This is a genomic window from Nocardia brasiliensis ATCC 700358, assembly GCF_000250675.2.
Lineage (GTDB): Bacteria > Actinomycetota > Actinomycetes > Mycobacteriales > Mycobacteriaceae > Nocardia > Nocardia brasiliensis_B.
The window spans coordinates 1,868,929-1,894,347 of the sequence record NC_018681.1; the positions used below are offsets into that span (position 1 = coordinate 1,868,929).

Consider the following 25,419-nt stretch of genomic DNA (forward strand, 5'->3'; position numbering starts at 1 on the left):
TCCGTCACGGAGCGGTCACATGCGGATACCGTCGCAGTTTCCGACATCGTATCCTCAGTTCATGGGCAGCAACCGGTTCGGCGCGGCGGCTGCGGGCCGCCGTGCGATCGGCTAGCCTCGATATTCGTGCCTGCCTACGTGTCATCGCCCGAGCTCACCTTCGGGTTCATGTTCGCGCTGGAAGACCCGGAGCGAATCGGCGAGGTGGTGCGCACCCTCATTGTGCGCAAGACCGTTTCGGTGTTCCGGCTCGCCCGCCTGTCCGACGACGACGGGCCGCCGGAGCGCTACGTGGTGAACTGGGCCGCGATACCGCAGATCTCGATCACCACCGAGGCCCCTGACCCGGACGAACTGCGGGCGCAGCGCATGATGCTGGTGAACGCCTTCCTCAGCGAGGACGGCGAAGTGAGCCTCTATTCGGCGCAGGGCGCCGGGCCCGGCTAGTCCCGGCTCCAGTCCGGCACGCCGAACAGGGCCATGGTGATCTGGTACAGATGTGCACCGAGGTCCGGTAGTGCCTGTGCCCCAGGGCCGTCCAGGCAGTCGCGGATGCGGTCGTCCACGGCGCCGATGAGCGCCTCGAAGATCTCGGGTGGAACGTCCACCGGAATATCGCCCGCGGTGCGGCCGATCCGGAAAGCGGCGTGCATGCGGTGGGCGAGCAGCGTCTTCATCGCCCGCCGCTGCTGCGCGACGATCGGCCCGGCCACCAGGCACTCGATGTGCAGCGCCCGGGCGTAGACGCCGTTTTCGGACAGCATGCGCAGGTAGGTGTCCAGCGTCCGGCGGATCAGGACCCGCCATTCCGAGCGCGGCGTGGCCTGCACGCTGGTGTCGAGTTCGCCGAGCACCAGGTCCACCGCGGCCTCGAAGGCTTCGGCGAAGCAGTCGTCGCGGCCGCGAAACAGTTCGTAGAAGGTGCGCCGGGAGACGCTGGCGCGGGCCACGATATCGCCGACTGTCGTTGCCGCATAGCCGCGTTCGGCCACCGCCTCGAGCACGCCGAGATACATCCGCATGCGTTGCGAGTGCGCGACCGCCTCCGGTGCCATGCCGTGGGTGCCGCGCGGTAGGCGGCCGCGGTCGACGCCGGCTTCGAGTCCCATTCTCTGAGGATAGTCGCCTTCGCGGTAGTGATCTGTCTCATACTTGCCCGCCGGATGTGGTCCCGGTTACTCTCACATCATTGTTAGGTACGGTGATGTTTTTAAGCGGGTCTGCCAGGAGGTTCGATGACGATGAGGACAGTTCGCCGTGCCGCGGCACGTGCCGGAATCATGATGGTCGCGGCCGCCATGACCGCACTGTGGATCGTGCCGAGCACGGCCGTCGCCGAGACGCCGCCCGACGGCGGCGCGCTCGCCGCGGCGTGGCTCGCGGCGCACGACGGTCCGCCGAAATACCCCGGGCCCGTGCACATCGACTTCGACGTACCGGTCACCATGAGCGACGGGACGGTGCTGAAAGCCAACATCTATCGTCCGGTCGACGCAGCCGGACGGATCGTGGAAGAACCGCTGCCGACCATCGTCAACCTGACCCCCTACACGAAATTCGTGTCACTGCTCGCCGATATCGCGCTGAACATCCCGGTGCTCTCGGATGCGCTGATCGAGCTGGTGAACCGATTCGACTTCGGCGGCACGCCGTTCGACTCGATCACCGATCTCACCAGGGCACTCAGCGGCGGCGCCGTACGGACTTTCGGCGCGGATCGCAAGCTGGTGCAACAGGGTTACACCTACATCGTGGCCGACGTACGCGGTACCGGTTATTCCCAGGGCGACTGGAAGTTCTTCCAGAGCAGGGAAACTCAGGACACCGTCGAACTGATCGACTGGGCGAGCAAGCAGCCGTGGTCGGACGGCAATATCGGCATGTCGGGTATCTCGTACTCCGGCATCAATCAATTCAAGGCGGCCGAGCAGAATCCGCCCGCGCTCAAGGCCATCTTTCCGGTCGAGGGCAGTACCGATACGCTCACCGATGTCGCGTTTCCCGGCGGCGGGGTGGGCTTGTTCGGCCCGCTCTACATCGCCGCGATCGACGTGATCTCCAATTTTCCCGACCCGGTGGGCATCGCCCTCGGACATCTGGACATGAAATGGCTGATGGACCGGGTCCAGACCCCGCTGGAGTTCTTCGACTACATTCTGATGGCATTGTCGCTCTCGGTGGATTCGGTGCCCGAACCACTGAAGCAGCAGCTGTTGCCCGGTAGCCCGCTGCGCAGCGGGTTCACCGACAGTCACCCGGAGGATATCCGGGTGCCGACCTTCGCCTACGGCGGCTGGCAGGACATCTTCGCCTCGTCGAGCGCGCGCTCGTTCGGTGACATTCCGCTGCCGCCGGAGCGCAAGAAGCTGATCATGGGCGATACCTACCACATCAATCCCGGCTCCGGGCTGGGCAATCCGGGGCGGCCGCCGCGGCTGGACGTCTTGCAGATGGCGTGGTTCGACAAGTGGCTCAAGGGAATCGACAACGGGATCGATCAGTACGGGCCGGTCGCGCTGTGGCAGCAGGGCGGCGGCTGGACCACCGCGCCGGCCTTCCCGCGGCCCGGCATGGAATATCAGCGCATGTACCTGTCACCGGTCCGCAGTGGCACCGCGAACAGCATCTACGACGGTTCGCTGAGCGCACAGACGCCGCAGGACGCGGCCCGGCTGACCGTTTCGCCGGTCACCGGGATCACCTCGCTGTGCTCGCGCGACTCCGCGGTCGAATCCACCGGTGTGCTCAGCATTTTCAACTTCTGCGGCCGTGACGATCGGATCCACGAGACGGGTGGGCTCACCTTCACCGGCGCCCCGGTGGCCGAGCCGACCGTGCTGTCCGGCCCGATCACGGTGCACCTGAACACGATGTACGACAACATCGAGGGCTATTGGGCGGTCAGCGTGAACGACGTTGCGCCGGACGGGCAATCGACGGTGCTGGCCAGCGGCCAGCTCGCGGCGTCGCTGCGCGCGGTCGACGACGGCAAAAGCGAGAAGGACGCCGACGGCGACTACACGCACACCGTGTACAAGCTGACGCTGGCCGACCGTCAGCCGTTGGTGCCCGGTCAGCCCACCGCCCTGGACGTCGCGGTGAACCCGCTCGACGCCGTGCTGAAGCCCGGACATCGGTTGCGCGTCAATGTCTTCGCCAGCAATTTCCCGCGCGGCTTCCTGCCGCCGCCGCTGTTGTTCGACGGCGGCATCCTCAACGCGCTGACCCCGCAACACCTGGTGCTCGACCCGGCGGCGCCGAGCTTCGTCAACGTGCCGCTGAGCCGGGCGATGGATTAGCTCGGTACCGGGTGCCACCGGTGGATACACCGGTGGCACCCGCGTTTCGCCAGAGGTGCGAACCGGGCGATTACGGCGGGCGATGTGAATCGCCCGTCTCCGCACATCTATTCGTCGGCGTGTCGATATCAGATCGTGGCGTTCGCGCACTTCGCGTACGTGACAATCGATGCAGGTCGCATTTGTTCGCGGCGTGGATCGAAAGCATCTGAAAGGGGCGTCGATCATGGAACCCGAAAATCCCGAGATTGCCGCGAAAGCGGTCGACGCGGTCGCTCCGATTCGTGTGCGCGGTGATCTGGATCCGGCACTGTCACGCTGGATGTGGTTGGTGAAATGGATTCTCGCCATTCCGCATTACATCGTGCTGCTCTTCCTGCACATCGGTTATCTCGTGCTCACGATAGTCGCGTTCTTCGCGATTCTGTTCACCGCCAAGTATCCGAGGGCGCTGTTCGACTTCAATGTCGGTGTCATGCGCTGGACTTGGCGGGTGGAGTTCTATGCGCTGTCGGTGCTCGGCACCGACAAGTACCCGCCGTTCAGCCTGCAACCGAACGCGGAGTACCCGGCCGATCTCGAGGTCGACTACCCCGAGCGGCTCAGTCGTGGCCTGGTGCTGGTGAAGTGGTGGCTGCTGGCCATTCCGCACTATCTGATCCTGGCCGCGATGATGGCCGGTGGGGCGGCGTTCGCGATGGGCGACGACGACTCCTGGGCAGGCAGCACGAGTATCCCGCTGAGCAGCATCCTGGTGCTGGTGGCGGTGATCGGGTTGCTGTTCACCGCCAGGTACCCGCAGGGCGTGTACGACTTCCTGCTCGGCATCAGCCGCTGGAGCATCCGGGTGCAGGCCTACGCCACCCTGATGCGCGACGAGTACCCGCCGTTCCGGCTCGATCAGGGCGCCCGCGAAACCCGCTGACGCTCAAGCACCTTCGCACCGGATCCGCCCGCTGGTTCAGCGGGCGGATTCGTATATCCGCCGGACCACGTCTTCGATCTCGGGCTCCTCGATGGACAGATCCCGCACTTCGGCGCGTTCGGAGACCAGCGCGAGCAGCTGCGCGGCGGTGGTCTGTTCCGGATCGAAGGCCAGCCGCTGGCGCATGCCGCCGCCTTCGGATTCGAGCAGCTGCGCGCACGGCAGATCGTCGAGATCCGGTGCCGGCTCGGCCAGATCGACGACGAGGACGCGGCGTGCCCCCACCGTCGCGGCCAGTCCGGTCAGCGAGCCGTCGTAGACCAGGTGTCCGTGATCCACGACGAGCACTCGGCCGCACAGTCTTTCGATGTCGCCCATGTCATGGGTGGTGAGCAGCAACGTGGTGCCACGTTCGGCGCGTTCGGCGCGCAGGAACTCGCGGAGTCGTTGCTTCGACAGCACGTCGAGCCCGATCGTCGGTTCGTCCAGAATCACCAGTTCGGGTGAGTGCAGCAGGGCGGCGGCCACTTCCGCGCGCATGCGCTGCCCCAGCGAGAGCTGGCGCACCGGAGTGTCCAGCGTCTCGGCCATCTCCAGCTGCTCGACCAGCTCGTGCTCGCGTTTGCGCGCGGCATCGGGCTCCAACCGGTGGATGGCCGCGAGGATCGAAAACGATTCGCGCAGCGGCAGATCCCACCACAGCTGGGAGCGCTGCCCGAAGACGACGCCGATCCGGGCGGCCAGTTCGCGCCGTTGCCGGACCGGTTCCAGCCCGCAGGTGCGCACGCTGCCCGCGGTGGGCACCAGGATGCCGGTGAGCATCTTGATGGTGGTGGATTTGCCCGCGCCGTTGGCGCCGATATAGCCGACTGCGGCGCCGCGTTCGATCCGGAAAGTCATCCGGTCCACCGCGGTCAAGGTCTCGCGGCGCCGCCGCCAGCGGCGGCCGTCCTTGCGCGTCAGGGTGAATTCTCTGGTCAGGTTCTCGATATCGATGATGGCTTCCGCCGCACCGGAATTCGCCATGTCAGCCGCCCCCTCCTTGGTAGTGCCGGGTACCGAAGCGCCAGAGCACCAGTGCCAGCAGCCACACCCACAGCACCGCGAGCGGGACGAACCACGCCAGCCACGCGGGTAGCAGTGGCGGGCCGGGCAAGTCGAGCAGCGCGATGGTGGGCAGGTAGGCCGTGAACGACACCGGAATCGCGAAGCCGAACAGCACCCGCAGCGGCATCGGGAACACCGTGGCCGGTTGGACCGCGGCGAACGAACCGCCGTAGGTGAAACTGTTGGTGAGCTCGGCTCCGTCGATCAAATAGAACTGTAATCCCGCCGCGCACACGAAGATCCCGCCGAACAGGGCGACGCCGCTCACCAGGGTGAGTGCGATCAGGGCGAGAGTCGCTGGGCCCCAATCGATATCGTTGCGCCACAGTCCGACGCCGAGCACCACGAGCGCGACCGCCGCCCTGGCGAAGCGGCGCAACGAGATATCGCTCGTGACGAGTTGCAGCAGCAGCGGCTGCGGGCGCAGATGGTAGGCGTCGAGCTGGCCCATCCGGATCAGCGTCGGCAGCGTGTCCAGATGCCCGAACAGAACCTGCGCCAGGGCGAACGTCGATTGCCCGAAGCCGAAGAGCAGCAGCGCGGCGTTCAGATCCAGCCCGCCGAGCACCCGGACGTTGTGGAAGATCACCCACACCTCGGCGAATTCGACGAGGCCGATCAGGAACGCACCGAAAACCTCACTGGCGAAAGACAACCGATAGGACCGCTGCGCGCGGATCCGCGAGCGCAGCACCGCCGCGTACGGGGTGAACCAGGTGCCCGCGGCGGTGCCCGGCTCAGCCACCCTGCACCTCCAGCTTCCGCCGGCCCGCGGCCAATAGCAGGCGCCCGGCCAGGCCGACCAGGAGCACCCAGAACACCTGGACCGCCAGCACACCCAGCGCCGCCGCGCCGGTCGTCCGGCCGGACAGCACGTCGATCGGGGCCTGCAGGATGGACGGGAACGGCGTCGCCTGCGCGATCGTGCGCAGCCAGAGCGGGAACATGTGCACCGGCACGAAGAGCCCGGCCAGGAACGTGCCGCAGATCTGATACACCACCCGGATGCCACGGGTCTCGACCACCCAGAAACCGATCAGCGCGACCACGAACAGGCAAAGGAACGAGAGGGCAACGGCGAGCAGCACACTCACCGTCCCCAGCAGGTAGGGGCCCGGCGTGGTCGGCATCGCCAGGCCGAAGGTCAGCACGCCGATCAACACGCTCGGCACGCCGCGCGGCAGAATCGTGCACGCGGCGCGTCCGATATCGCCGGCCAGATAGCCGAGCTGGATGTCGACCGGACGCAGGAAATCGATCGCGATATCGCCGTTGCGCACTCGATCCGACAGGTCGAGCGGCGGCCCCATGAACTGCAGGGCGCCGAGCAGCCCCTGCGACAGCCAGACGTAGGCCCCGATGGAACCTTCGGTGTAGCCGCCGAAGTCGCCCGCCGCCCGCACCGCGGCCAGCATCACCGCGGCCCGGACGAAGCCGAACACGCAATTGGTGAACAGTCCGGCGAACATCGCCAGTTTGTACTGGGACTGCCGCCGGAACCCGGCCCGCGCCAACTGGGCGTATACCGCGATGACCCGCCAAGGGTGCCCGGTCGCAGCGACCTGCCCGTCCCCCTCCACACTGCCGCGCACAAAGAGTCAAGCCTAGTGCCTAGGACAACCCGAGGTAACCCCTCGGGAATCAATTCGACGAAGTGCCGGGCCAGCGCATGACAGCGCGTACGTTGATTGCCATACTCAGGCGGAGCGACAAGCGAAGATCTGACGCAAGTGTCCAGGTCGCACAGTAGGCTTGTCCTCGAATCATGTCGCGGTAGCGAAGGACTGGTAACCCGGGAGGGGAACGGTGGACACGCTGAAGCTCGACCCGGCGGCGGTAGCCGCATACACCGCGATCGCGGACGCGGTCTCCCAGCAACTCGCCTCGGCGTCGGCCGTGGCGTCCGGCGCGGTGAATCAAGACCAGCTCGCCGCCGACCTCGGACTGATCGGCGCCGATTTCGCGGCGCGATTCGCCACGGCGGTTTCCGAACACGCGCAGGCGCTCTCGACCGCGGGCCAGTTGGTCGGCACCTATGGGCAGGTACTGCGCGACTACACCGCGAATATGCAGGGTGTCGACGGCGACACCGCGGGCGCCATCACCCGGACAGGGGAGACGCTGACATGAGAAGCCTTTCCGGACTACGCAGACGGCCTTCGGCCGCGCCGGCGCGCACCGACAACGCCGTGCCCGCAACGACCTATCTCGACCCGACGGTCGATCCCCCGATCGTCGCCGCGCTGGTGCGGCCGCTGCTGCAACTGCGGTCCACGCTCGGTTCGGGGGTCGCCGTGCCGAATCAGACCGCGACCGCCGCGCTGTCCGCCGCGAGCACCCAGGCCGCCGACACCGAGGCCCCGCACCGCGACGGCCTGCACGCGCTGGAGTCGACCTGGACCTCGCGCGGCGCCGACGCGGCGGTGCCCGCGCTGCGCACCACGCAGACCGAGATCGGCGAAATCTCCGACCGCGGACCGGCTTACCTGAGCGTGCTCGGTGACGCGCATGCCACCAGCGCGCGCGCCGCGCGCACGGTCGATCAGATCATCGCCGACTTCCGCAGCGACGCCCGCCAGATTCTCGGCAACGCGACCGCCGCGCCGGACACCGACGCGGTGATCGCGCGGGCCACCCAGGCCCTGCGGGACGCGCTCACCACGGTCAACGCCGCGCAGACCGAAATGGACGACCACAGCAGGCGGCTCGACGCGATGGGCCCGCTCACGGTCACACAACCGTCCGGGGTCACCACGGCGCAGCCGTACTCGTCCGGCCCCTACTCGTCCGGTACCTACCCGCCCGGTGTGACGAGCCAATACGTGCCGGGCACGACCGCCAACGGGCAGCCGATGGATCCGGCGCTGGCCGCGCAACTCCAGTTGCAGCAGCAGTTGATCTCGGCGGGGGTGCAGGTCGGTACCGCGGCGATCAACGCGGGCGTCGACATCGGCACGAACATCATCGACAAGATCGCGGGCGTCGGCACCCACATCATCGACAAGGTCGCCGAGGTCGGCACGCACGCCATCGATACGGTGGCGGCCGGCGCGGACAAGGCCGTCACCGAGGCGATCCGTCCCGGCAGCACCACCGGCGACGGGCAGAACGGCTCGTCGAATTCGAGTGGCTCGCCGAAGCTGTTCGATTTCGGCGCGGGCGCGCGTACTCCGGCACCCAGTGGTCCGAGCGGTCCGAGCAGTGTGATTCCGCCGTCCGGACCGGGCTCCGCGCCGACCGCGAACGAGGCGCCGCCGAAACCGGAGTCGCGGCCGGCCCCCGCGCCTGCCCCGGCGCCCCCGGTGGTGGACGACGCGCCGTCGCGTTCCGCCGCGCCGGATCAGCCGCATCCGCCGGGCACCACCGGCGGCGTCGCGTTGCCGCCGTCGCCGCCGCCGGACGATCGGGAGCACAAGCCCCGCGAAGGCCAGCTCGGCGTGACCGTGCCGACCGCGGTGGTCGCCGTGACACCGGTGCTCGGCGACTACGACGATGACACCCTCTGACCCGAATTCTCCGGGTCGGCAAGAGGGGCAGGGCAATCCGTTCGATACCGGACTGCCCATGGTGCGCACGCCCGTCGGCAAAGCGCGCAAGCGGCGGCGTCCGTCCGGGCGCCGGTCGCCGGTGCGCCGCCGAGATCCGGAGGTCTACGTGCCCGAGCCGAACCCGGACGCACCGGCCGCCCGGCCGCGGCGGACCGGTGACTGGGAGCAATGGCTGGACCTGCCGGCGCGGACGGCCGAGCAGGTACCGGAACCGTCGGTGGCACCGGAGCGGCGACGCGTCCCCGCGGCGGACGAGGACGATCGAGCCGGCGGCTACGACGACAATGTCGCCCCGCCGCCCGCGATCATCAACCGGTCCGGCATCCATCCGGGCGTACCGCTGCGCCATCCGACCCGTCAGCGCAGCAGGCAGTCGAACGGCAATCGGATCCTCGCCGTACTGATCGTGCTCGGCGTCGGGATCGCGGTGGTCTCGATCCTGTACACCGCGATCAACGGTCTGGGCGGCGACGACAAGCCCGCCGCGGCCAGTTCGACGGTGCGCGCGCCGGGCGCGGTGACGACCGCGGCGACCAGCACCGCACCGCCCGCACAGGCCTCGGCGATCGCGACCCAGGGGTGCGAACAGCGGCGTACTCCTGACATCGTGTCCGGCACCGATCCCGGCGGCACCGCCACCGGCCCGGACGCCATCCTCGCGTTCGAATACGCCTACTACGTGGAGCGTTCCGGATATCGGGCGCGTGCGGTGGTCGCCGACAACGCGATCGTCTCGCCCGCCGACCAGATCCAGCGCGGGATCAACCAGACTCCCGTCGGCACCCGCTATTGCGTCCTGGTCACCCGGGCCAAGGACGGTGACGACGGACTCGCGCACTGGGAGGTGAAACTCACCGAGCAGTACCCCGGCGAACAGCCGCGCACCTTCACCCAGCTCATCACGACCCGCACGCTCGCCTCCCGCACGCTCATCACCGCGATCGCCTCCGGCTGACCGGGCGCGCGGGTAACGCCGATTTCCGGGGCAGGAAAAGTGTTGTCTGGGAACGCCGTTCGCGGGTGGATACCGTTCGTTCGACAGGGAGTTGTCAACGAGGTGTGCGGTGCACAGTTGGGGTCGGGATATGCGTATTTCCAAGCGGACGGTGGCCGAAACCGCGGCGGTGGTGGCCTTCATTCTGTCTGCCGTGGTGGCCGCGCCGCCGGCCGACTCGGCCTCGGCGCCGCACCCCGGATCCACTGTCGTTCAAAGGTAGTACACGCTGGGTAACGGGGCTTTCGATGCTTGCCTGGTGACTCGCGGTCTGCGAAAGTAGTGCACCGGATAGTTTCGTTTTCGATTAGCTCGATGCAGAAGGCGAGTCGGCAGATGATGTCGATGCTGTGGATCACGCTTCCCTACAGTGCGTTTCTGTCGTTCGTCCTCGGCCACGTGTGGCGTTATCGGCACGATCGGTTCAGTTGGTTCGGCAATCGCGAAGAGACCGACCCCGGCCAGCGGTTCGGCACGACCGCGCTGCGCGTCGGCGTCGGTGTGCTGATCGCGGCGCGGGTGACCGAGTTGCTGGTCTCCGGGCCGCACGGTCATCCGGACGGCCCGCTCTACATGGCCCTCGCCGTCGTCGAGATCGGCGCGCTGGTCGCCGCCGCGGTCGGCGCGGTATTGCTGTTCGTCCCCGACATCATCGGTGGGTCGGCCCGGCCGGTGCTCAGCCCGTTCGACCGCATCACCTTCCCGCTGATGGTGACCGCGCTGCTGTCCTGGGTGGCGATCAAGTTCGACCCGAACTCCACCGAAGGCGGATATCGCACCGCCGAAACGCTTTTCGTCTGGTTCCGGTCGCTGTTCAGTCTCCATCCGCAACCCGACGTCATGGTGCACGCGCCGCTCATCTATCAGGCCCGGGGCTTGATCCTGATGGTGTTCATCGCGATCTGGCCCTACACCCGGCTGGCCGGTGTGATGGCGGATCCGATCTGCCGCGCGCTGCTGCGGATCAAGGCCGAACCCGCGCCGGAATCGCCGCGGGCGCTCGCCACCGGGTAGCCGTGCGTCCACGGAACCGGCTGTGCCGCAACGCCGTACAAGACCGTCCGGTATCCGGCATACTGCTGCTCCGGGGCAACGCCGTTTCGCTGATGGTGCCTCGCGGACGAAAGGCGGACCCATGGCGCAGGACGAGCGCATCGACGCGACGGGACCGATCGAGCGTCGCACCATCGAGGTGATTCCCGACGCCGAACGGCACGGCACGCCGCGCAGCCAGTTCACCCTCTGGTTCGGGGCGAACATGCAGATCACCGCGATCGTCGACGGTGCGCTGGCGGTGGTGTTCGGGGCCGACGCGCTGTGGGCGATCCTCGGCCTGCTGATCGGCAACATCCTCGGCGGCATCGTGATGGCACTGCATTCGGCGCAGGGACCGCGCCTGGGGTTGCCGCAGATGATCTCCAGCCGAGCACAATTCGGGGTGTTCGGCGCCGTGCTGCCGCTGCTGCTCGTCGTCGTCATGTATCTCGGGTTCGCTGCGACCGGCACGGTGCTCGCCGGTCAGGCGGTGAACAAGATCCTGCGCATCGAGGACGCGACGGTCGGGATTCTCGTGTTCGGCGCGCTCACCGCCGTGGTCGCGGTGACCGGGTACCGGCTCATCCACGTGGTCGGCCGGATTGCCACGGTGGTCGGCATCGTGGGCTTCGGCTATCTCGCGGTCCGGCTCGCCGCCGAATACGACGTGCGCGCGCTGCTCGGGGCAGAGCCGTTCGATGCGGCCACCTTCGTGCTGGCCATCTCGCTCGGCGCGGGCTGGCAGCTCACCTTCGGGCCGTACGTGGCCGACTATTCGCGTTACCTGCCCCGCTCGACCAGCGATCGCACCACCTTCTGGGCGACCTTCGCGGGGAGTGTGCTGGGCTCGCAGTGGTCGATGACGTTCGGCGCGATCGTCGCGGCGGCGGCGGGAAAAGCCTTCCTGGGCAACCAGGTCGGCTTCCTCGGTGAGCTGGCGGGGCCGTTCGTGCTCGGCTTGCTGATCTATCTGGTGATCGTCGTCGGCAAGCTGACCGTCAACTGTCTCAACGCCTACGGCGGCTTCATGTGCATCCTGACCTCGGTGACCGCGTTCACCGGGCAATCGCGCGCCACGCCGATCGCCCGTGCCGCCTACATCGTCGGTTTCACGGTGGTGTCGATGTTGATCGCGATCGCGGCCAGCGCCGACTTCCTGAACAATTTCAAGAACTTCGTGCTCACGCTGCTCATGGTGTTCACGCCGTGGAGTGCGATCAACCTGATCGACTACTACCTGATCTCCCGCGAGCGGATCGACATTCCGGCCCTCTATGACCCGGACGGTCGCTACGGTCGCTGGAACGCCACCGCGCTGGCCTGTTACGCCCTCGGCATTCTCGCGCAGATCCCGTTCCTGGCTCAGCAGCTCTACACCGGCCCGCTCACCGAAAAGCTCGGCGGAGCGGATATTTCCTGGATCGTCGGCATCGTCTGCACCGCCGCGATCTACTACCCCCTGGCCCGCCGCACCAGCAACCCACCGGACCAGATGATCTACCCGCCGGGCACCACCGATCGCTGAACATGTCGCGGCCGCCCCGAGATTGCCGTCGGACGGCCGGAATCATTTGTCGCCGAGAGGTTTTCGTCTGCCCAGGTCGGCGTTCGGGTCGGCCGTGCTGCCGAGCAAGGTCGTGACCTGGTCGGCGGGCATCGGGTAGTGGAAGTGCCAGCCCTGGGCGGTGTCGCAGCCCAGGGCGCGGAGTTGGTCGGCCTGGTGGCGGGTTTCGACGCATTCGGCGGTCACGGTGAAGCCGAGGGCGTGCGTGAGATCGATGATCGTCTCGAGCAGCAACAGGTCGGTCGGGCTCGCGGTGTCCGGGGTGCGGATGCGCTGGACGAACGGGCCCGCGAGCTTCACCACGTGCAGCGGAAGTTGCCCGAGGTAGGCGAGATTCGAGTAGCCGGTGCCGAAATCGTCGATGGCGATCCGCACACCGGACTCGGCCAGTGTGTGCAATGCCCGCAGTGGCCGGCCGGTGGTCTGCATGAACGCGCGCTCGGTCAGCTCCAGTTGCAGCAGGCCCGCCTCGATACCGGTTTCCGCGATCACCTGCTGCACGTGATCGAGCCAGGCCGGATCGGCCACCTCGGCCGCCGAGACGTTCACGCTGATGGTCGGGGTGTGCGGGTGGCGCGTATGCCATTCCCGGCTGTCCAGGCAGGCGCGTTCGAGCACCACCGCGCCCAGCGCGCCGATATGGCCGTTGTCCTCGGCCAGGTCGACGAACCGGGCCGGGCTGAGCACGCCGAGATCGGGGTGGCGCCAGCGCACCAGCGCCTCGACGGCGACGGTCTGCCCGTCCGCGAGCGAGACGATCGGCTGATAGTCGAGGAAGAACTCGCCGTGCCGGATGGCCGAGGGCATCGCCGCGGACAGTTCGGCACTGGTGTGTTCGCGGCGGCCGCGATCGGCGTCGAAGATCGCGTAGCGGGCGCGGCCCGCGGCCTTGGCCCAATACATGCTGGTGTCGGCGGCCTGCAGGAAATCACCGGTGGACGAGCGGTCCGCGCGCTCCTCCATCACGCCGATGCTCGCGGTGATCGCGAGGTGGTGCTCGTGCACATAGAACGGCTGGGACAGCGCGTGCAATACCGTGCGTGCCACCGCGGCCATCTCCTCGACGCCGCTGGAATGCGGGACGAGCACCACGAACTCGTCACCGCCCATCCGGGCCACGAGCTGATCGGCGCGCGTGGTGCAGGCACTGAGCCGGGCGGCGGCCTGGGCGAGCAACTCGTCGCCGACCGCGTGCCCGTAGGTGTCGTTGACGGTCTTGAAATGGTCCAGATCGACGTAGCAGAGCCCGACCCTGGTGCAGTCGGCGAACGCGGCGGTGAGCGCGTCGAAGAAGCGCGATCGGTTCGGCAGGCCGGTCAGCTGATCGTGGTGCGCGCGATACTGCAGCCGTTCGCGCAGCGCCCGCCGCTCGGACACGTCCTCCACCAGCACCAGCGTGTACTGCGGTTGTCCCTGCTCGTCCCGGATGAGCGAGACGTTGATGTGGGTCCACACCGTGCCGCCGTCCCGGTGCCGGTACGCCTTCTCCAACTGCACGTTGTCGTATTTGCCCGCGAGCACCCCGGCGTACTTCTGCCACATGTCGGGGCCGTCGTCGGGGTGCGTCAGATCGGTCACCGTAAGCCGGCACATCTCTTCGGGCCGGTAGCCGAGCATGTTCGCGAAGGCGTTGTTGACCTCGATGATGCGCCCGGTCATATCGGAGAGACCGGTGCCGATGCCGGCCTGGGAGAACACCGCTCGCAGCCGGGCTTCGCTGGAGCGCAACTGCTGCTCGACCATCCGGCGGGCGGCGATCTCGGCGGTGCGCACGCTCTCCTGTTCGGCGAGCAGCCAGGCGCGGAACGCGCGCAGGTAGCCGGTCGCGAACGCGCCGACCAGTTCGGCCACGCGCCCGGCGGGGACGTCGCTGGCCTCGGTGAGGTAGGTGTTCAGCACGGCCAGAGTGCGGCCGAGCACCTCGTCGCCGACGAAGTGCGATTCCGCCAGCCGGGCGCCCAGTTCCGCGACCTGTTCGGCGGGCGTGCCGGTCTCGGCGGCGATCGCGAATTCCTCGGCCAGCGTGGTGAGCAGCAACCGGGATTCGGCCGAACTCATGGGCACGACATGATCGCGCGGTCCGCCACCGAGCGCGGCCGCCCATTGCTCGGCCAGTTCGGCGTGCAGTCCGCCAGGATCTGAACCCCTCCCGGCATCCCACGCCATAAGCTCTGATCGTAGTCCGGTTTGCTGGCGCTCGCCCAACTGCGGGCGACGTGCGAACCCGGCTACGATGACGAAGCTTTCGCCGCGTCGATCGTGAGCTGGCGATATTTCTAGGAGGGTTCGGGATCGATGACCAGACCGAGTTGGGCGCCCGAGGGAATCGATCTGGATCGGCCCAGCGCCTCCAGGGTGTACGACTACTTCGTCGGCGGCATGCACAACTTCGAGATCGACCGGACCCTGGCCAGGCAGATCGAGGCGTTCACCCCCAACGTGGCCGAAACCATGCGGGCCAACCGCGATTTGCTGCGCCGATGCGTACGGTTCCTGATCGATGAGGGCATCACCCAGTTCCTCGACATCGGCTCCGGCATCCCGACCGTCGGCAACGTGCACGAGGTCGCGCAGGGCCGAAACCCTTCAGCGCGAGTCGTTTACGTGGACATCGACCCGGTCGCCGTGGCGCACAGCCGGGCCATTCTGGACGGCAATCCCGCCGCGGCGGTGGTGCGCGCGGATATCGGCGACCCCGAAGCCATCCTGGCCGATCCGGCCGTGGCGGAACTGATCGATTTCGAACAGCCGGTGGCGGTGCTCGCGCTCGGCGTGCTGCATTTCGTCGCCGACGACGCCGACCCGACGGGCTGCGTGGCCCGGCTGCGCGACGCGGTCGTGCCCGGCAGTTACCTGGCCATCACCCACGCCACCGCCGACGGACAGCCCGAGGAGGTGCTCGAGGCGCAGAAACTGTCCGGGCGCACCTCGACCGAGATCGTGCTGCGCAGCCGGCCGGAGATCGCCGAGTTCTTCGTGGGCTGGGACCTGCTCGATCCGGGACTCGTGCACCTGCCGCTATGGCGGCCGGAGAACGCTACGGATATCGGCGAGTTCCCGGAGCGCTCCGGGGCTTACGGCGGCGTCGCCCGCAAATCCTGATCGACCCTCAGGCGCTCGCGGTGCGCAGCGCGAACCAGCCGGTGCTCGGATCGGCGAACCCGTGATACATGAGCCGGACGCGCTGGTCGACCTCGAAGTGCCGGTAGACGATCGCCATCGCACGGCGCACGGCCGCCTCGCGGAAATCCGCGGTGCGGCGAAAACCGATGGGGTGCTCGGGAAGTAGCGCCAGCCGGGCCAGCTCGGCGGGATCGTCGAGATCGAGGCCGACCGGTGCGGTGGCGCTGATCTGATGGTCGTGCAGGATGGTCCCGACCTGCCCGGGTTCGGGCAGGCCCGCCAGAAACGCGCGGAACTCGGTGTGCACCAGGGCCGTTCGATCGGCGTCGGCCGATTCGGCCTGTACCCGGTCGATCAGGTCGGTGTCGGGGCTCGGCCCGGTGGCCGCGCTCGAGGGCGCTTGTTCGAGCAGATGCAGGATGCTGCCGCCGGGCAGCAACGGTTCGGGTGCGAGGAATACGGTGATGCTGGGGCAGCGGCAATCCTGCCCGAACAAACAGACCTTGACGTGTGATGGATCGGGCATGGTGCCTCTTCCATGGAACGGGCCGGGCAACGCGACCCTGAGCGGATCAGGACTTCGATGGATGCCGATCGCCGAATGCGGGCCGCTCCGACGTTCGACCGTGCCGCAGTTTTCTCAGTGTAGGAGCCCGCGCGTCCCCTGTGCACCCCTGCGGCAAGGTCGATCGCGCTCAGCGCACCGGGAAGTCGAAATAGGTCTTGGGGAAGGGCTCGTCTTTCAGTGTGAAGTGCCACCATTCTTCGGGCAGATTGGTGAAGCCGCGATCATCCATCAGCTCGGTCAGCAGCGTCCGCACGGCGCGCTGGTTGCCGCCGGTGGCGGGGTCGGCGGTGTGCGCGGCGGGGTCGAAGCAGTCGTAACCGGTGCCGAAGTCGAGGATGTTGTCGCGAAATCGCTGCTCGGCGGGCAGGAAGCAGGCGCGCAGCGGATCACCGGCGCGGTAGGGCTCGGGATCGGCGGCGGGCAACGCGACGATGGCGAGATCCACTGTGCTGCCGCGACTGTGCCCGGATTTCTCGGCGATGTAGCCGTCGCGGAACAAATTCGCCTTCTCCACGGTGGGGTAGAACTCCTGCTTCATCTTCACGTCGCCGAGATCCTTGGCCCAAGCCACGAAATGGTCGACCGCCCGCTGCGGCCGATAGCAGTCGTAGGTCTTGAGCGTCAGGTGCATCGGCCGTAAATCCTGTTGCACCTGGGCCAACGCGGTCGCCGCCTGCTTGGTCAGCAGGCATTTCGGTGCCTCGTAGCCGTTGACCCGGGTGCCCAGGAAGTTGTGCTCGCCGTAGTACCGGGCCTCGACCAGGATCGTCGGATCGACCTCGGCGAGGGAGACGAAGGCGGATTCGTCGGCGACCGGCGCCGCGGTGGTGGGGTCGGTCGCGGGTGGTTCGGCACGGCGCTCTGCGCAGGCGGTGAGTGCCGGCAGCAGGGCCCCGGCCACCGCCAGGATCGCGAGCCGTCGGGCGAACAGCACACTTCTCATGATTCTCCTCGTGAGTCAGCTGCTGCCACAATGACGGGCCGCCTCGCGGTGCGCGCAGCTTTCGGCGGATACTGGACGCGTGAGTTTGGGCGACGAGGTGCCACCGGGCGTGGTGCAGGCGATGGAGGAGACCATCGGTGTCGACCCCTGCGCCGAACCGGGCTGGTTCCGATTCTGGTTTGCCGATCAGCGGTGGGAATGGTCCGACGAGCTGGCGGCGATGTACGGCTACGCACCCGGCGAGGTGGAACCGACCACCGAACTGCTGCTGTCGCACAAGCACCCCGACGATCGCGAGCACGTGGCCAGCTGCATCGCCGCGGCCGCCGAGACCGGCCAGCCGTTCTGCGGCAGGCACCGGATCGTCGACGCCGAGGACGAGGTGCGTGAGGTGGTGGTCGTCGGCGACCTGCTCACGGATGAGGACGGCGCCATCGTCGGCACCTCCGGCTACTACGTCGACGTGACCGAACGGCTCGAAGAGCAACGCCAAGAGGTCCTCGAGGAGATCCTGCCCGAGGTGATCGAGGCCAGGGCGGTGATCGAGCAGGCCAAGGGTGCGTTGATCCTGGCCTACGGGGTGAACGCGGAGCAGGCGTTCCGGGTGCTGCGCTGGCGTTCCCAGGAGACCAATACCAAGTTGCGCGATCTGGCCGCGCAGTTCGTCGCCGAACTCCGGATGATCAGCAAGGACAGCGCGGGGTTCCGCACCCGCTTCGATCATCTGCTGCTGACCGTGCACGAACGCGTCGACGTCTCCTGAGAGCGCTCACCGGCCGGTGAGCGACTCGCCGGCGGCCAAACCGAGCACCAGCGGCAGCGCTACCAGCGTCAGACAGGTGAGGGCGTTGGTCCACTTGTAGGCGACGACGATCGCGATGAACTCGCGCAGAATGGCGCTCGGCAGGTAGTAGAAGGCGGTCCGCGCGCCGGTCACCTCCGCGTCCAGGCGCAGTCTGCGCGCCAGAATCGCGGTGCGCAGGATATGAAAGTTGCTGGTTACCAGCACCATTCGGGTGGTGGTGCTCCGCTCGCCGAGCAGCCGCTTGATGAAGAGCAGGTTCTCCCGCGTGGTGGTGGACTTGTCCTCGCGCGCCACGCTGTCCTCGGGGATGCCGCGGGCGATCAGGTAGTCCGCCATCGCCGCCGCCTCCGAGACCGCCTCGTCGGAGCCTTTGCCGCCGCTGGTGATGATCACGGGTTTGCGGCCTTCGGCCAGCTCGGCCCAGTAGATCTGGGCGGCGCGATCCAATCGAGCGGCCAGCAGCGGCGGCACCCGCGCGCCGACCAGGCCGGAGCCGTGCACGACGATCGCGTCCATGCCGGGCTGGTACGGCAGCCGGCCGTAGAGCAGCGAATACAGCACGAAGCCGGTGAACACGAAGCCGAAGTAGCTCACGGCCATGAGCAGTGACGCGAGCAGCACCGACCGCAGGCTGCCGGTCGCGATGGCGACCCCGAGCAGCACGTAGGGCGCGAGCAGCACGACGCCCGGCCCGATCGAGAGCAGGTTCGCGATCCGCAGCCCTTCCCGGCGCAGCATCTGCATGCCGTTGGCCAGTAGCAATCCCGCCAGTACCAGCACCGCCAGCGGGGAGAGCACCACGAGCAGGCCGGCCAGGGCCAGCGTCAGGTCCACCTGATCGCCCGACCCGATCGCCCACGCCCCTAGGACGAGGACACCCGACAGGAGATAGATCCCGTTGCTCAACCGCCGACGATCCAGATGGAAGCGCAACGCGAAAATACCCAGCAGAATCAGGCCGACCGTGAGCAGGATCACCCGCGCACGGTAGCGCCAGGGCGGTGTCCGATTACATCGGGGCCTCGGTCAGGACGCCGTCGGGCGCGAATTGTCCGCTTGGTCCCAACGGGTTTCCGGTCGTTCAGTTTTCGGCTTGCGATGGCCCGTGCAGCAGATGGTCGACCTTGCGCCGCAACTCCGGCGGCGCCAGATCCAGGCTCGGCAATTCGGCGATCAGCTGCGCGGCGAGTTCCCTGAGCTTGACATTCGTTGCCTGCGAGCGCTTACGCAGCATCCCGAACGCCTGCTCGGCATCGATACCGTAGGCCAACATCAACGCGCCTTTGGCCTGCTCGATCACGGCCCGCGCGGCCAAGAGTTCGGGTAAGGCGCGTCCGAGGGACGGTTGGCCACGTTCCTCGAATACATTGTTCATGTCGGCTGACTACCCAGTGATCGCCAGGTTATGGGTGCTCGATCAGGTCCAAAAGCCAGCGCGGCCCGATGGTGTCCGCGCCGAGCGCCTCGACCCGCTCGCGCAGACCGCGATCGGCGGTCACGACGATGATCGTCCGGTCGATATCGTCCTGGACGGCGGCCAGCACCACGCCGACGATCGCGTCGTCCCCGGACCCGTAGGCCGGCACCACCCGCAGCGCGTCCGGGGCGTCTTGCGCCGCCGCTTTCGCGGCGCCCTCCAGCACGACCACCACCTCGGCCGGTTCGGTCAGGCGCTGATCCAGCACGGTCAGTTTGGCGAGCAATCTGCGGGCCGCACCCGCACGGTCGCGCCACCAGCCGTCGGGCCGCGAGCCGACGACGTTCGCGGCGTCCACCACGATCAGTTGCCCCGGGTCGTCTGTCACCACACCAGTTTGCGCCGTGTCTTCACGCGGGACGGCCGATCGCGTCGAGGACCGCGCGGGCCTGGGCCTGCGCGCCGGCCGCGTTGGGATGGAACGGGAAGGCGGCCAACTGCGGGTTCCTGGCCGAGAAAGGCAGCAGCCCTTCGACATAGCGCACGTCGGGTGCTTGGCAGACGTCGTGGCCGGTCGTGGCGGCGAAGGTGTCGACGAGTTGCACACCGGTCTCCGCGGCGACATCGGCGAGCATGGTGTTCAGCCGGACGAGCTGCGCCCGCAGGTAAGCCGCGTCGACGTCCGTGGCGGGCAGTTCGGGCACGCACCCGGTGGCCGGGAGCGCGTCCAGGTAGTCGACGAGCAGGATCCGCGCGTGCGGGGCCCGTTGCCGGATCCGGCCGATCGTCGCCACGACCTCGGATTCGGTGGCGCGGGTGCGGGTTTCGATCGGATCGCGGCCAGTCGCGGTCCGCCGCGCGGCGCAACCACCGGCGCCGGGCAGGCCGGGCAGCAGAGCCGCGGCTGAAAGGCATTGCGGGATCAGCTCTTGCAGGCCGAGATCGTTGCCACCGATGCTCAGCGTCACGAGGTCGGTGGTGCGCGTCAGCCGGTCCAGCTGTGGGGGATTGGTGCCGAGCGGCACCGTTTGCGGCGCGGTCATGTCCGCGGTTTTCGCGCCGCCGCAGCTGGCATCGCGAAAGACCGGGACGGACAGCGCGGCCGCGACGAGCCGGGGATAGTTCGTGGCCGATTGGTCGCAGTTGAACGGGGCGAATTCGGTGGCCGGTGGGATCGCGGTGAGCACGTCCGCGGTGAAAGAGTCACCGAGGGAAACATATTCGCGATAGGCCGGTGCGGTCGGCTGCGCCGCCGCGGGTGCGGCGGCCACTGCGAAAACGGTGGCCAGTGCGGCAGACCAGCGGACAGTGTGTTGCCACACGGCGAACCTCGATTCGGCAGGGAATTCCAGTATTACCGCAGGGAAGTGTCGGGCCGGTTAACCGAGGCGACCGGCTTATTGCGCGCGGAACACCACGAGGCCCGGCACCGACCGGACGTACTCCGCCAACGGTGAGTCGACCACCCTGTTGTTCTCGGCCAGCGACGACGCGTTGCGGAACATCGGACCGGCCGGCGTCATGACGAAAATCCCGACGTGGGTGACGTCCAGGCCGGGAGTGTCGGAATAAGCGCCGAGGTAATCGCCCGTACGCAGCTGACCGATGACAGTGTCGTCGACGGCGGCGCCCGGAATATAGGTGATGTCCCGATCGGTCACCGGTAGCCCCGGAAGGAACTGCCCACCATCGGCTTTCGCATTCAGCCGCTTGGCGACGGTGACCGCGCCCGGACTGAGCGAGCGGGTGATGTCGGTCGCGGCGACGCGCGGGGTGTGCGCCCAATCGCTGAAGAAATGCTTGCGATGCGCGAAGTCGACGACGCCGTCGGCGTATCGCGTCTGGATCAGGTTGGCGGTGAACTCGTCCCGGGTGGTGGAGCGGCTGAGCGCCTCGACGTAGTCGAGGTAGGTGAAGCAATCCACCCGCTGCAGGTCGACCACCAGTTGCTCGGCCTGGCCCGCGGAGCCGATCAGCGTGTTCGCGACATACGGCGTCCCGAGGAAGGGCCGCGAGACCCGCTCGATCGAGTCGCCTTTGCTCTGTGCGCCCGCCCGGGCCGCGAGCGCGTCATCGATCCTGCGCGCGGTGGCGTCGTCGAAGGCGGCGTCCGGGGTGCCCGAGGCCGCGGGCAGCGCGGTCGCCGCGCCTATGACCAGCGTGAACAGGACGAGCAGGACACGGGCGAGCATGCGCAAAGCGCCTCCAGGAGTCGATCGAGGTACGACGGCGTTCCCCACGGTATCCGGAAATCCCCAGTTGATATGTGACGTACATCACATATATTCCGGTCATCCGGGTGCTCCCGCGCTGCGACTCCGTTGTGATCGCGCAGTGGGCCCAGTGGGCCCGGCTCCAACTCGATGTCGCTCGGACCGCCTTGTCGCGCGGGTGGTGGGCGAGTTCTCCGATGCTCCGGCCCGGCCACCACATTCGAACTTCCTGGAGGTTGCTGCATGAGTCGTCACGCCCCGTTCTATGCCGAGGTGCAATCCCATTACGACCTGTCCGACGATTTCTTCGCGCTGTTTCTCGACCCCAGCCGCACCTACAGCTGTGCGTACTGGAAAGAGTCCGGCTACACCCTGGAGCAGGCGCAGCGGGCGAAAATCGATCTGGCACTGGACAAGTGCGCATTGCAACCCGGAATGACGCTGCTGGACGTCGGATGCGGCTGGGGCGCGACAATGCTGCGCGCAGTGGAAAAGTACGACGTGAACGTCATCGGTCTCACGCTGAGCCGCAATCAACGCGACTACGTGCAGGCGCAGTTGGATCAGCGGGCGAGCGGCGGTCACGCGGAGGTCCGGCTGCAAGGGTGGGAGGAATTCGACGGGCAGGTCGACCGGATCGTGAGCATCGGCGCCTTCGAGCATTTCCGGCAGGAACGCTATGCGGATTTCTTCGACTTCGCCTACGGCGCACTGGGTCCGGACGGCCGCATGCTGCTGCACACGATCGTCGTGTACGGGCTCGACCATATGCGCGCCAACGGCATTCCGCTCACCCGGCGCGACATCGACTTCATGCGGTTCATCCGCACCGAGATATTTCCCGGCGGTCAGCTGCCGATCCCGTGGGGTCGATTCCCGCGCGGGGTACGTGAATACGCCGAGACGGCCGGTTTCGCGGTGACCCGGATCCACCCGTTGCGGCTGCACTACGCGAAGACGCTCGACCACTGGGCCGCGGCGCTGCAGGAGCGCGAGGACGAGGCCGTCGCGCTGGTCGGCGCGCAGACCTTCGAGACCTATCTGCGCTATTTCACCGGCTGTGCGCACCACTTTCGGGTCGGGCACATCGACGTCATGCAGTTCACCTGTGCCAAGGGGGTGCACCTCAGCCACTAGGTCGTGCCTGTTCGCCACTACGAGGGAGCGTGACCCATGACTACTGAAGACCTGCGCGTGGACCGGGCGCGGACGCCGGCCCTGCCCGCGGCCGCCGAATCGTTTCTGGTCGCCCGCATCGGCGAGGACCTGCGGCACGCGGCACAGGTGTCGATCGACGACACCGACGCGGGCACCCGGTTCGCCGCGGAGGCGCAGGCGAAAGCGGGTGTGCTGGTGATGTATCGGTACGGGCGCGCCGAGACCGCCGAACACGCGCTACGCGAGGTGCTCGATCTCTTCCTCGACGTCTATCGAGGCCATCCGAACTTCGACGCGGCGTGGACCAGCCACTAGGCGTCCGCGACCACCACCTGGTCGGGTCGAGCGGGGTCGTCGAGTGCCGCGTGCAGGTTCTTGATGACGCCCCGGGCCAGCGCGTGGTTGCCGACGCCGCCGACGACGGCGCCGATCCCGGCCGGGATCACCTTGCCGAAGGCGAGCGCACCGCGTTTGACGATGAATTGGACGACGAATCGTTTGATCGGTGAATCGTCCATCCGGCGCAGCACCGGAAGCTTGCTGGCCAGCATGGTGTCCCATTGCTTGGCCGAACGGCCCGCCGCACCGAGCGCCCCGGTGCCCGCCTGCCCGAGCACGACCGCGGAGACCAGGGGCGGTCGCGGCGCGGCGGTCTTGCTCCCGGCGACCTCCGACGCGCCCACCGTGTACACCGTCGAGGCCTCGATGAAGAACACCGTGTCGGCGCCGGCCGCGGCCAGCCCGACCAGGGTTCCGACGCCGGGGACGGCCGCGCTCAGACCGACCACGACGCCGCTCGCGGTGACCGCGATCAAGTAGTGCCGTCCGAGCCGCTCGACGATCTGATCGGGCGATTCGACCGGATGCCTGCCCTGCACGAAGCCGACGTACTTGTCCACCAGTGGCTTCTGTAGCCGCGCCGACCGGTCGATCAACGAGACGACACCCTGATCGAGGAACTTCCGCAGCATTGCCTTCAGTCCTTCCGTTCTGCCCGCGTGACAACGTGGTGGTTGCCCGCTGTCGGATCGACACGACCGAGCCTACGGTCGTCACGCGGCGCTGTCGGTGATTCCCGCCACCGTGCGCGTGTGCGGTCAGTCCGTCGTCAGGTCCAGCCGGCCCACCTCGACCAGGCCGACACCTTCCCGGGCCGTCTCCAGGGTGAACCTGGCTGCGTCGCCGGTGATGTCGAGCGCGCCGATCGAGTTCCCGAAATGCGGACCGCTCACCTTGGTCCAGCGCACCGGGTCCGGGGAGATGCCCCGCCGGTCGGCGAGCCACCGCAGCGCCGAGGCGATCGGTGTGGCCCACGAGAGGGCGAACACGGGCCGGAACCGCTTCGGCGGGTCATTGTGCACGGGTGAGCACACCAGTTGCAGCACTTGAGATTTCGTCGGGTGTGCGTAGTGGGCGCGGGCGGCGTAGCTGTGGTGCACGTCGCCGGACAGCACGCAGATCGTGCGCGGCGCGTCGGGTGCGGTACCGATGCGGTGGATCAGTCCGGCCAAACGCTCGAACGATCCGCGGAACGCGGGCCAATGCTCCAGATCTGCCGCCTGCCGCAGCTTTTCGCCGAGCCTGCCGCGCAGCCCAGGCTGGTTCGCGGCGCGTTCGTTGAGCGACTGGAGGTGGCTGAGCGCGTGCGGCATCAGCCATGGCAACGACGATCCGATGAGGAGGTGGTCGAACTCGCCCGCGGCGTTCGCCTCGATCCAGTCGAATTCCTCGGTCCCGACCATCAACCGCTGACCGTCGAGGATGCGTCCGCCGCGGGTGTCGATCATCAGCAGCCGGATCCGGCCGAAATCGCGCCGGTAACTCCAGCGGGTCGGCCTGCGCCCGTCTGCTTCTCGATCGGCGCGTTCGGCGAAATCTTCCAGCAGGGTGCGGACATCCGCGCCCGACGCGGTGACCGCGCGGTACAGCTCGTTGTCCGCGAGTTCGGCCGGTCCGAGATTGCCGATGTGCTGGTACACCCAGTAGCTCGCGAGCCCGGCGCGAATCCGGCTGCGCCACCAAGGCTTTTCCGCCATCCGCGTACGCCAGGTGCGCGAGGTGTTCCAGTCGTCGCGGATGTCGTGGTCATCGAAGATCATCGAGGTCTGCACCGTCGACAACAGCCAGCGGATCTCCGGATCGCTCCAGGTCTCGTGATACAGCTCGCCGTACTCCCGGAACGACACCACCTCACCCCGTGGTTCCTGGTCACCGCGCTGTTGGTGCAACCAGGCCCGCAGCTGTGGCGTCGGCTCGTCGGCGTACACCTGATCGCCCAGCAGCAGCAAGGCGTCGGGCCACCGGTCTTCGGGCAACTCCCGCATGCGGGCCGCGTAGGCGTCCAGCGCGTCGAGGCCGACCGGGTCCGCCTCGGCGTGCGCCGTCGCCTTGGCCGCCCGGCACGAGCCGAACAGGATCTTCTCGACAGGTCGGGTGCGGATCCGGCAGGCCGGAAAACGGGATTCGGGCTCCGGCCACACCGATACCCCGTCCAGTCGCACCTCGTACGGCGTCGACGTGCCCGGCGTCAATCCGGTGACGAGCACCAGCGCGAAATGCTGCTCGCCGACCTGAAAGGTGTTCGCGCGCAAGCCCAGAACATCTACTTCGCACGCACTGTCCGTCTCCACCCAGACGGTCGCCGAGGTGGTGTCGACGTGCCGTAACACCGGCCCCAAAAGCAGCTTCGCCATGCACTCCGACGTTACTTCGCCGGGCGG

At 67.7% G+C, this 25,419-nt stretch carries 26 protein-coding genes; 12 read left to right on the top strand and 14 right to left on the bottom strand.

Going from position 1 to position 25,419, the window contains the following annotated elements:
* Positions 1-126: 126 nt before the first annotated feature.
* On the top strand, positions 127-447 hold the full coding sequence (locus O3I_RS08300; protein WP_041562487.1) for a hypothetical protein: 321 nt from the start codon (positions 127-129) through the stop codon (positions 445-447).
* Here the strand turns inward: O3I_RS08300 and O3I_RS08305 are convergent.
* Positions 444-1,109, bottom strand: a complete 666-nt coding sequence (locus O3I_RS08305) for a TetR/AcrR family transcriptional regulator (RefSeq protein ID WP_014982457.1) — start codon at positions 1,107-1,109, stop codon at positions 444-446. The genes O3I_RS08300 and O3I_RS08305 overlap by 4 nt on opposite strands.
* Before the next feature lie 132 nt (positions 1,110-1,241).
* Between O3I_RS08305 and O3I_RS08310 the strand changes: the two genes are divergently transcribed.
* Together O3I_RS08310 and O3I_RS08315 are read left to right on the top strand one after the other, a co-directional pair.
* Positions 1,242-3,299, top strand: a complete 2,058-nt coding sequence (locus O3I_RS08310; RefSeq protein ID WP_051066521.1) for a CocE/NonD family hydrolase — start codon at positions 1,242-1,244, stop codon at positions 3,297-3,299.
* A 226-nt stretch (positions 3,300-3,525) separates the two neighbouring features.
* Positions 3,526-4,224, top strand: coding sequence for a DUF4389 domain-containing protein (locus tag O3I_RS08315; protein ID WP_051066912.1), 699 nt, complete (start codon positions 3,526-3,528; stop codon positions 4,222-4,224).
* Positions 4,225-4,260: 36 nt separating this feature from the next.
* On the opposite strand, the gene O3I_RS08320 is transcribed toward O3I_RS08315, so the two are convergent.
* Genes O3I_RS08320 through O3I_RS08330 form a run of 3 tightly spaced genes read right to left on the bottom strand, consistent with a single transcriptional unit; the run spans position 4,261 to position 6,923 of the window.
* Positions 4,261-5,250, bottom strand: a complete 990-nt coding sequence (locus O3I_RS08320; RefSeq protein ID WP_014982460.1) for an ABC transporter ATP-binding protein — start codon at positions 5,248-5,250, stop codon at positions 4,261-4,263.
* Between the two features lies 1 nt (position 5,251).
* A complete protein-coding gene (locus tag O3I_RS08325) occupies positions 5,252-6,076 on the bottom strand; it encodes an ABC transporter permease (protein ID WP_014982461.1) in 825 nt (274 codons plus the stop codon).
* The gene (locus O3I_RS08330) at positions 6,069-6,923 is read right to left on the bottom strand and encodes an ABC transporter permease (protein WP_014982462.1); all 855 of its coding nucleotides are present in this window, start codon (positions 6,921-6,923) and stop codon (positions 6,069-6,071) included. The genes O3I_RS08325 and O3I_RS08330 overlap by 8 nt, the downstream gene beginning before the upstream one ends.
* Positions 6,924-7,137: 214 nt before the next feature.
* On the opposite strand from O3I_RS08330, the gene O3I_RS08335 reads away from it, so the two are divergent.
* The 5 genes from O3I_RS08335 (at position 7,138) to O3I_RS08355 (ending at position 12,433) form a co-directional block, all read left to right on the top strand.
* Positions 7,138-7,461, top strand: coding sequence for a hypothetical protein (locus O3I_RS08335; protein WP_014982463.1), 324 nt, complete (start codon positions 7,138-7,140; stop codon positions 7,459-7,461).
* Positions 7,458-8,837 (top strand): hypothetical protein, encoded by a 1,380-nt coding sequence (locus O3I_RS08340; RefSeq protein WP_014982464.1) that lies wholly within the window; start codon positions 7,458-7,460, stop codon positions 8,835-8,837. Before O3I_RS08335 ends, O3I_RS08340 begins: the two co-directional genes overlap by 4 nt.
* Entirely contained in the window at positions 8,824-9,834 is a 1,011-nt protein-coding gene (locus O3I_RS42460) for a hypothetical protein (protein WP_141691697.1), read from the top strand. Before O3I_RS08340 ends, O3I_RS42460 begins: the two co-directional genes overlap by 14 nt.
* 354 nt (positions 9,835-10,188) lie before the next feature.
* On the top strand, positions 10,189-10,887 hold the full coding sequence (locus O3I_RS08350; protein ID WP_014982466.1) for a respiratory nitrate reductase subunit gamma: 699 nt from the start codon (positions 10,189-10,191) through the stop codon (positions 10,885-10,887).
* A 121-nt stretch (positions 10,888-11,008) separates the two neighbouring features.
* Positions 11,009-12,433, top strand: coding sequence for a purine-cytosine permease family protein (locus O3I_RS08355; protein WP_014982467.1), 1,425 nt, complete (start codon positions 11,009-11,011; stop codon positions 12,431-12,433).
* A 42-nt stretch (positions 12,434-12,475) separates the two neighbouring features.
* Here O3I_RS08355 and O3I_RS08360 read toward each other — a convergent pair whose 3' ends face one another.
* On the bottom strand, positions 12,476-14,638 hold the full coding sequence (locus O3I_RS08360; RefSeq protein ID WP_014982468.1) for a putative bifunctional diguanylate cyclase/phosphodiesterase: 2,163 nt from the start codon (positions 14,636-14,638) through the stop codon (positions 12,476-12,478).
* Positions 14,639-14,767: 129 nt separating this feature from the next.
* Here O3I_RS08360 and O3I_RS08365 point away from each other — a divergent pair, with 129 nt between their 5' ends.
* Entirely contained in the window at positions 14,768-15,574 is an 807-nt protein-coding gene (locus O3I_RS08365) for an SAM-dependent methyltransferase (protein WP_014982469.1), read from the top strand.
* Positions 15,575-15,581: 7 nt separating this feature from the next.
* On the opposite strand, the gene O3I_RS08370 is transcribed toward O3I_RS08365, so the two are convergent.
* Together O3I_RS08370 and O3I_RS08375 are read right to left on the bottom strand one after the other, a co-directional pair.
* Entirely contained in the window at positions 15,582-16,121 is a 540-nt protein-coding gene (locus tag O3I_RS08370) for a hypothetical protein (protein ID WP_014982470.1), read from the bottom strand.
* Positions 16,122-16,290: 169 nt separating this feature from the next.
* Positions 16,291-17,106: a M15 family metallopeptidase gene (locus O3I_RS08375; protein ID WP_041562488.1), complete on the bottom strand. Its 816-nt coding sequence runs from the start codon at positions 17,104-17,106 to the stop codon at positions 16,291-16,293.
* Positions 17,107-17,185: 79 nt separating this feature from the next.
* Between O3I_RS08375 and O3I_RS08380 the strand changes: the two genes are divergently transcribed.
* On the top strand, positions 17,186-17,869 hold the full coding sequence (locus O3I_RS08380) for a PAS and ANTAR domain-containing protein (protein ID WP_014982472.1): 684 nt from the start codon (positions 17,186-17,188) through the stop codon (positions 17,867-17,869).
* A gap of 6 nt (positions 17,870-17,875) precedes the next feature.
* Here the strand turns inward: O3I_RS08380 and O3I_RS08385 are convergent, their stop codons facing one another.
* The 5 genes from O3I_RS08385 to O3I_RS08405 form a co-directional block, all read right to left on the bottom strand.
* Positions 17,876-18,889 carry a YdcF family protein gene (locus O3I_RS08385; protein ID WP_014982473.1) on the bottom strand — a complete coding sequence of 338 codons (1,014 nt, stop codon included), beginning with the start codon at positions 18,887-18,889 and terminating at the stop codon, positions 17,876-17,878.
* A 103-nt stretch (positions 18,890-18,992) separates the two neighbouring features.
* Positions 18,993-19,286 (bottom strand): ANTAR domain-containing protein, encoded by a 294-nt coding sequence (locus tag O3I_RS08390; RefSeq protein ID WP_014982474.1) that lies wholly within the window; start codon positions 19,284-19,286, stop codon positions 18,993-18,995.
* 28 nt (positions 19,287-19,314) lie between these two features.
* Entirely contained in the window at positions 19,315-19,716 is a 402-nt protein-coding gene (locus tag O3I_RS08395) for a hypothetical protein (RefSeq protein ID WP_041563533.1), read from the bottom strand.
* Positions 19,717-19,738: 22 nt separating this feature from the next.
* On the bottom strand, positions 19,739-20,599 hold the full coding sequence (locus O3I_RS08400; protein WP_167829114.1) for an SGNH/GDSL hydrolase family protein: 861 nt from the start codon (positions 20,597-20,599) through the stop codon (positions 19,739-19,741).
* 126 nt (positions 20,600-20,725) lie between these two features.
* Positions 20,726-21,520, bottom strand: coding sequence for a DUF1460 domain-containing protein (locus O3I_RS08405; protein WP_014982477.1), 795 nt, complete (start codon positions 21,518-21,520; stop codon positions 20,726-20,728).
* A 264-nt stretch (positions 21,521-21,784) separates the two neighbouring features.
* Here O3I_RS08405 and O3I_RS08410 point away from each other — a divergent pair, with 264 nt between their 5' ends.
* Entirely contained in the window at positions 21,785-22,678 is an 894-nt protein-coding gene (locus O3I_RS08410; RefSeq protein ID WP_014982478.1) for a cyclopropane mycolic acid synthase family methyltransferase, read from the top strand.
* 36 nt (positions 22,679-22,714) lie between these two features.
* Positions 22,715-23,014, top strand: coding sequence for a hypothetical protein (locus O3I_RS08415; RefSeq protein WP_141691699.1), 300 nt, complete (start codon positions 22,715-22,717; stop codon positions 23,012-23,014).
* On the opposite strand, the gene O3I_RS08420 is transcribed toward O3I_RS08415, so the two are convergent.
* Together O3I_RS08420 and O3I_RS08425 are read right to left on the bottom strand one after the other, a co-directional pair.
* A complete protein-coding gene (locus tag O3I_RS08420; RefSeq protein WP_014982480.1) occupies positions 23,011-23,670 on the bottom strand; it encodes a hypothetical protein in 660 nt (219 codons plus the stop codon). The two genes, O3I_RS08415 and O3I_RS08420, sit on opposite strands and share 4 nt — an antisense overlap.
* A gap of 126 nt (positions 23,671-23,796) precedes the next feature.
* On the bottom strand, positions 23,797-25,392 hold the full coding sequence (locus O3I_RS08425; protein WP_014982481.1) for an alkaline phosphatase D family protein: 1,596 nt from the start codon (positions 25,390-25,392) through the stop codon (positions 23,797-23,799).
* Positions 25,393-25,419 lie beyond the last annotated feature (27 nt).

Excerpts from the sequence above, each read along its gene's own strand:
- O3I_RS08305 (WP_014982457.1), bottom strand. The coding sequence starts at position 1,109 with ATGGGACTCGAAGCCGGCGTCGACCGCGGCCGCCTACCGCGCGGCACC.
- O3I_RS08310 (WP_051066521.1), top strand. The coding sequence starts at position 1,242 with ATGAGGACAGTTCGCCGTGCCGCGGCACGTGCCGGAATCATGATGGTC.
- O3I_RS08315 (WP_051066912.1), top strand. The coding sequence starts at position 3,526 with ATGGAACCCGAAAATCCCGAGATTGCCGCGAAAGCGGTCGACGCGGTC.
- O3I_RS08320 (WP_014982460.1), bottom strand. The coding sequence starts at position 5,250 with ATGGCGAATTCCGGTGCGGCGGAAGCCATCATCGATATCGAGAACCTG.
- O3I_RS08340 (WP_014982464.1), top strand. The coding sequence starts at position 7,458 with ATGAGAAGCCTTTCCGGACTACGCAGACGGCCTTCGGCCGCGCCGGCG.
- O3I_RS42460 (WP_141691697.1), top strand. The coding sequence starts at position 8,824 with ATGACACCCTCTGACCCGAATTCTCCGGGTCGGCAAGAGGGGCAGGGC.
- O3I_RS08350 (WP_014982466.1), top strand. The coding sequence starts at position 10,189 with ATGCAGAAGGCGAGTCGGCAGATGATGTCGATGCTGTGGATCACGCTT.
- O3I_RS08355 (WP_014982467.1), top strand. The coding sequence starts at position 11,009 with ATGGCGCAGGACGAGCGCATCGACGCGACGGGACCGATCGAGCGTCGC.
- O3I_RS08360 (WP_014982468.1), bottom strand. The coding sequence starts at position 14,638 with ATGGCGTGGGATGCCGGGAGGGGTTCAGATCCTGGCGGACTGCACGCC.
- O3I_RS08365 (WP_014982469.1), top strand. The coding sequence starts at position 14,768 with ATGACCAGACCGAGTTGGGCGCCCGAGGGAATCGATCTGGATCGGCCC.
- O3I_RS08370 (WP_014982470.1), bottom strand. The coding sequence starts at position 16,121 with ATGCCCGATCCATCACACGTCAAGGTCTGTTTGTTCGGGCAGGATTGC.
- O3I_RS08375 (WP_041562488.1), bottom strand. The coding sequence starts at position 17,106 with ATGAGAAGTGTGCTGTTCGCCCGACGGCTCGCGATCCTGGCGGTGGCC.
- O3I_RS08390 (WP_014982474.1), bottom strand. The coding sequence starts at position 19,286 with ATGAACAATGTATTCGAGGAACGTGGCCAACCGTCCCTCGGACGCGCC.
- O3I_RS08405 (WP_014982477.1), bottom strand. The coding sequence starts at position 21,520 with ATGCTCGCCCGTGTCCTGCTCGTCCTGTTCACGCTGGTCATAGGCGCG.
- O3I_RS08410 (WP_014982478.1), top strand. The coding sequence starts at position 21,785 with ATGAGTCGTCACGCCCCGTTCTATGCCGAGGTGCAATCCCATTACGAC.
- O3I_RS08415 (WP_141691699.1), top strand. The coding sequence starts at position 22,715 with ATGACTACTGAAGACCTGCGCGTGGACCGGGCGCGGACGCCGGCCCTG.
- O3I_RS08420 (WP_014982480.1), bottom strand. The coding sequence starts at position 23,670 with ATGCTGCGGAAGTTCCTCGATCAGGGTGTCGTCTCGTTGATCGACCGG.
- O3I_RS08425 (WP_014982481.1), bottom strand. The coding sequence starts at position 25,392 with ATGGCGAAGCTGCTTTTGGGGCCGGTGTTACGGCACGTCGACACCACC.